A 5,855-nucleotide genomic window follows, 5' to 3' on the forward strand; every position below is an offset into this window, starting at 1 on the left:
GCGCCGGGCTGCGCGGCCTCGCCGACGGGGCCGAGGGAGCGGTCCTGTGGGACGGTGAGCCCCTGTGCGTACGGCCGCCCGCCGCCCGCCCGGCCGCAGGGCGCGTCGGGCGGTTCACCTGGGATCCGGCCGGCTCCGCGGTGACCGCCGACGACCGGCTGCACGACCTGCTGGGGTTGCGGCCGGGCGACCTCGCCGGGACGGCGCAGGGACTCGCGCGCGCCATCGCGCCCGCCGACGCCCACCGCGTCCTGCGCGCGCTGAACGACACGGCCGCCGGAAAGCCCCCGACGACGCCCCTGCAGGTGCGGGCCGGGGACGGCGCCCCGCGCCTGCTGGAGCTGTGGCCCCCGACGAACTCGGCCGAGGAGTCCGTCGTGAGCGGGATCGTCCTCGACCCGGGTCCGGCCGCCTCCGCAGACGGGGCGGCCGACCTGCTTCCGCAGGGCGTGTTCTGCCTGGACCGGATGGGCCTGATCGTGTACGCCAACCCGGTCGCGACACGACTGCTGGGCCGGGATCCCGCCGGCCTGCGGGGCCGCCCCCTGTGGGAGGCGCTGCCGTGGCTGAACCGGCCGCCGTACGAGGACCACCTGCGCGGCGCCCTGCTGTCACCGGATCCCGTGCACTTCCACGCGCGGTGCCCGGCCGACGACGACGAGGCCGACTGGCTGGCCCTGTCCCTCCATCCGGGCCCTGACTTCATCACCTGCACGGTCACGCCGGCGAACCGGGTCGACAGCCCGGTCGGCGGCCTGACGCCCGTCGACCCCGACACGGCCGAGGCACCCGGAACCGGGCCCACCGTGCCCGTCGGCCCCTCGATGGCGCCGCTGTACCGGCCCATCGCCCTGGCCATCGCGCTGACCGACGCGGTCACTGCCCGCCAGGTGTCGGCGGTCGTCACACAGGAGCTGCTGCCCGCCTTCGACGGCCGCCGCCTCGCCATCTACCTGCTGCAGGAGCGGCACTTCTACCTGGCCTGGGAGACCGGCTTCCCCCAGGGGTTCCTCGCGCCCTTCGACGGTGTCGGCCTCGACGCCCATCTGCCCGGCGTGGAGACGCTCACCCATGGCCGGCCGCTGTTCTTCGAGTCCATGCAGCAGCTGTCCGCCGCCTACCCGGGCATTCCCGTGGACGCCACCGAGGGGGCCCGCGCCTTCCTGCCGCTGATCGCCTCCGGGCGACCGGTGGGCTCCTGCATACTCGGCTTCGACCGTTCTCGCAGCTTCAGCGCGGAGGAACGTACGCTCCTCACCGCGCTCGCCGGACTGATCGCGCACGCGATGGAGAAGGCGCAGCGCTACGACACCGAGGCCGCCCTCGCCCGAGGCCTCCAGCAGGCGCTCCTGCCCCAGCGGCTGTCCGCGCATCCCCTGGTGGAGACCGCCGGCCGCTATCTGCCCGGCACCCAGGGCATGGACGTGGGCGGGGACTGGTACGACGTGGTCGAGGCCGGGAACGGTCTGGCGCTGGTCATCGGCGACGTCCAGGGACACGGGGTCCAGGCGGCCGCCACCATGGGCCAGCTGCGCAGCGCCGTAAGGGCCTTCGCGCTCGGCGACCATCCGCCCGACGAGGTCATGAGCGGCACCAACCGGCTGCTCATCGACCTCGACCCCGGTCAGTTCGCCAGCTGCTGCTACGTCCGGCTCAACCCCGCCACCGGTCAGGCGCGGGTCGCCCGCGCCGGGCACCTGCCGCCGCTGCTCCGGTCCCCGGAGGGCCAGGTCCACGTCCTGCAGATCCCCGGTGGCGTGGTCCTCGGGGTGGACCCGCAGGCGCACTATCCGGTGGCGCGACTGCGTCTGGAGCCGGACGCTGTCCTCGCCCTGTACACGGACGGGCTGGTCGAGAAGCCGGGCGCCGACATCGACGAGGGCATCACCGCGCTGTGCGAGGCCCTGGAGAAGGCCGGACCGGTCACCGGGCGCCGTGACGGACGCTCGCTGGCGGGCGTCGCCGACCGGCTCACCGCGACGGCCCGGCACGCCCTCGACCGGCCCGACGACGTGGCGCTGCTGCTCGCCACCCGGCGCGCGACACCCCGGCAGCACCGCTGACCCCGCGCCGCGGCGACCGGATCACCACCGGCCACCTCGTGTGACGCCTCTCGCCTCCTGGGGCCGGGCAGTGTAGACATGGCACATGGTCCGACTGCCCGGCCGGCCCGGAACTCGGCCGCCCCGTCGTCCCGGGCATCCGCGTGCACCGCTCGACCGGCGGCAGCAGGAGGAGACCGGGCCGCGCCGCGCTGGGGCCGGGAGGCTGTGGCCGGCGGTGAGCAGACGCAGCGTCGCCGGACAGGTGTTCGTGCTGCAAGCGGTGATCGTGCTGCTGCTGGTCGTGTCGGCCGTGGTGGCACAGGTCCTGCAGGTGCGGCACGACAGCAACCTGGAAGCCCGCAACCGTTCCCTCGCCGTCGCCCAGACTTTCGCCAACGCGCCCGGCACGGCGGCGGCGCTGCGCAGCCCGGACCCCACGGCGATCCTCCAGCCGAAGGCCGAGGCCGCCCGTAAGGCGACCGGGGTGGACTTCATCGTTGTCATGAACACTGACGGCATCCGCTACACCCACCCCAAACGCGACCGCATCGGGAAGAAGTTCGTCGGCACCATCGCGCCCGCGGTGGCCGGGCGGACCGTGATCGAGGAGGTCAACGGGACCATCGGGCGCCTGGTTCAGGTCGTGGTCCCGGTCAAGGCGGCCGACGGCACCGTCGTGGGCCTGGTCTCGTCCGGCATCACGACCGAGCACGTGGGCGGCGCCGCCCACCAGCAACTGCCGCTCCTGCTGGCCGCCGCCGCCGTGGCGATGGCCCTCGCCACGGCAGGGACGGCACTGGTGAGCAGACGGCTCCTGCGGCAGACGCACGGCCTGGGCCCGTACGAGATGACTCGGATGTACGAGCACCACGACGCGGTGCTGCACGCCGTGCGGGAAGGCGTGCTCATCGTCGGCGGCGACGGCCGTCTGGTGCTCGCCAACGACGAGGCGCAGCGCCTGCTGGGTCTGCCCGGCGACGCCGAGCAACGGCATGTGCGGGAGCTGGGCCTGGACGCCGGCACCGCCGAACTGCTGGCCTCGGGGCGGGAGGCCAGCGACGAGGTGCACCTCGTCAAGGACCGGCTGCTGGCCATCAACCAGCGCCCCACGGACCTGCGCGGCGGCCCGCCCGGCAGCGTCACCACACTCCGCGACTCCACGGAGCTGCGCGCCCTGTCGGGCCGCGCCGAGGTGGCGCGGGAACGCCTCGACATGCTGTACGACGCCGGTGTCGGCATCGGCACAAGCCTGAACGTGAACCGCACCGCCGAGGAACTGGCGGAGCTGGCCGTGCCCCGCTTCGCGGACTTCGCGACCGTAGACCTGTTCGACCCGGTACTGAACGGGGAGGAGCCGCGGCCCGGGAGCGCGCTGTGCCGCGCGGCCGTCGCCGGGGTCCGCAGGGACGCCCCGCTCTACCCGGTGGGCGAACGCATCCGGTTCGTGGACTCCTCGCCGCAGGCCCGCAGTCTGGCGACCGGCCGGCCGGTGGTCGAGGCCCGGCTGCGCGAGGCGCACGGCTGGCATGCCCAGGACCTCGAACGCGCCGAGCAGGTGGTGGAGTACGGCATCCACTCGCTGATCACCGTGCCGCTGCGCGCGGGCAGTCTGGTCCTGGGCGTGGCCAACTTCTGGCGCTCGGAGAAACCCGAACCCTTCGACGGCGAGGAGCTGGCCCTGGCCGAGGAGCTGGCCGCCCGCGCCGCGGTGTCCATCGACAACGCCCGCCGCTACACCCGCGAGCACAGCACGGCGGTCGCGCTGCAGCGCAGTCTGCTGCCCCGCACCCTGCCCGAGCAGAGCGCCCTGGAGATCGCCTACCGCTATCTGCCCGCGCAGGCCGGGGTGGGCGGTGACTGGTTCGACGTGCTCCCGCTGTCGGGGGCCCGGGTGGCCCTCGTGGTGGGGGACGTCGTGGGGCACGGGCTGCACGCCGCGGCCACCATGGGACGGCTGCGCACGGCGGTGCACAACTTCTCCGCCCTCGATCTCCCGCCCGACGAACTCCTCGTCCTCCTGGACGAGCTGGTGGGCCGCATCGACCAGGACGAGACACCCGCGGACGGAGCTGCGGCGGTCACCGGCGCGACCTGCCTGTACGCGATCCACGATCCGGTCTCCCGGCGCTGCACCGTCGCCCGGGCCGGGCATCCGCCACCAGCCGTGATCCGGCCCGACGGCGCAGTCGAGTTCCCGGACGTGCCCGCCGGGCCGCCGCTCGGACTGGGCGGCCTGCCGTTCGAGACGGCCGACCTGGAGCTGCCGGAGGGCAGCCGGCTCGTGCTGTACACGGACGGACTCGTCGAGGACCGGGACCGGGACATCGACGAAGGACTGGAACTGCTGCGCACGGCCCTGGAGCGGGCCGGCGACTCCCCCGAGGACACCTGCCGTGCCGTACTGGAGCAGCTGCCCGCGCGGCCCAGCGACGACATCGCGGTGATCGTCGCACGCACCCGCGCACTCGACCCCGGCCGGGTCGCCGAGTGGCAGGTTCCGTCCGATCCGGCGGCCGTCTCCGGCATACGGACCTCCGTGACACGGCAGCTGGCGCGATGGGGGCTGGAGGAGCTGACGTTCACCACGGAGCTCATCCTGAGCGAACTGGTCACCAACGCGATCCGCTACGGCCGTGCGCCCATCGGGGTACGGCTGCTGCTCGACCGCACCCTCATCTGCGAGGTCTCCGACAGCAGCACGACCTCGCCGCACCTGCGGTACGCGGCGACCACGGACGAGGGCGGGCGCGGCCTGTTCCTCGTCGCGCAGCTCACCGAGCGCTGGGGTACCCGCTACACCGCCGAGGGCAAGATCATCTGGGCCGGGCAGACGCTGCCCTGAGACCGGCGGCGCCCGCGCGGAAATGTGTTGGTGCGCGGTCCCGTGATCGGTGATGATCTCCGTCATGTTCTCGCGCAGGAATCGCCGCCCCAAGACCCCCGAACTCCGCAAGGCCTGGGAGTGCCTGGACTCCGGGGACATACCCGGGGCGCTACGCCAGTTGCGGGCTGCCGGGGAGGACCAGCCGATCGGCGAGGTGGCCCTGGTGGTCGGCCGGGCCGCGGGCGGCGCGGGCTTCGACGACCTCCGGCAGGCCGCCGCGGAACTGGCCGCGCGGCCGGAACACGCCCAGGCGCTCTACGACTTCGGTTACGCCTGCGTCGAACGGGACGTGTCGTTCCTGGCGATCCCCGCCCTGCGCGAGGTCCTGCGCGGCAACCCGGGCCGGCTCGGGGTCGTGCGCGAGCTGGTGTCGGCGTACGAGCGGGAGGGCCGCCACCGCGAGGCCGTCGAGGAACTCGCCCGGCACGAGGCGGACTTCGCCGACTGGCCGGACCGGTACCTCCTGGTGTTCAACGCGATCATGGCGGGTGATCTCGCCCTGGCCCGGCGTCAGCACGGACTGCTCCCGAACCCCGAGGACTCCATGTGGCTGCCGACGCGGGCCCGGCAGAACCGGATGCTGGAGCGCGCGGCCGCCCCCGACCGGGGGTGCGCCGCGAGGCACAGCCCCGCACCGCCCCCGCGCGCCCACTATATGATGGCGCCGCTGGCAGTACGTGATCGGCGGGACCGTGCTCGGCACGCTCTCCCCCTACGGCTTCCACGAGGGGATGACGGGCCGTTACGCCTTTCTGCAGGACACGCCCGGCCAGTGTCTGCGCGGCCTCCTGCGGTTGCGGACGCTGCTGGAGGCGGCCGAGGTGCGCCCCCGGTCCGTGTCTCTGCTGCCCGACCGGGGCTCCCGGATTGTCGGACTGGCCGCTGCCGAGGTGCTGGGGCTGCCGGCCGAACCCTTCGAGCCGGGT

At 74.0% G+C, this 5,855-nt stretch carries 2 protein-coding genes and 1 pseudogene; all 3 read left to right on the forward strand.

Annotated elements, in window-relative coordinates; all coding sequences use genetic code 11:
* A partial coding sequence (locus tag ACFW2E_RS39930; protein ID WP_384474929.1) for a SpoIIE family protein phosphatase occupies positions 1–2,063 on the forward strand: 2,063 nt, incomplete at its 5' end.
* Between the two features lie 85 nt (positions 2,064–2,148).
* Entirely contained in the window at positions 2,149–4,887 is a 2,739-nt protein-coding gene (locus ACFW2E_RS39935; RefSeq protein ID WP_384474931.1) for a SpoIIE family protein phosphatase, read from the forward strand.
* 64 nt (positions 4,888–4,951) lie between these two features.
* Positions 4,952–5,855, forward strand: a pseudogene (locus ACFW2E_RS39940) (tetratricopeptide repeat protein); the annotation flags it as partial.

This window comes from Streptomyces sp. NPDC058964, assembly GCF_042741275.1.
GTDB lineage: Bacteria > Actinomycetota > Actinomycetes > Streptomycetales > Streptomycetaceae > Streptomyces.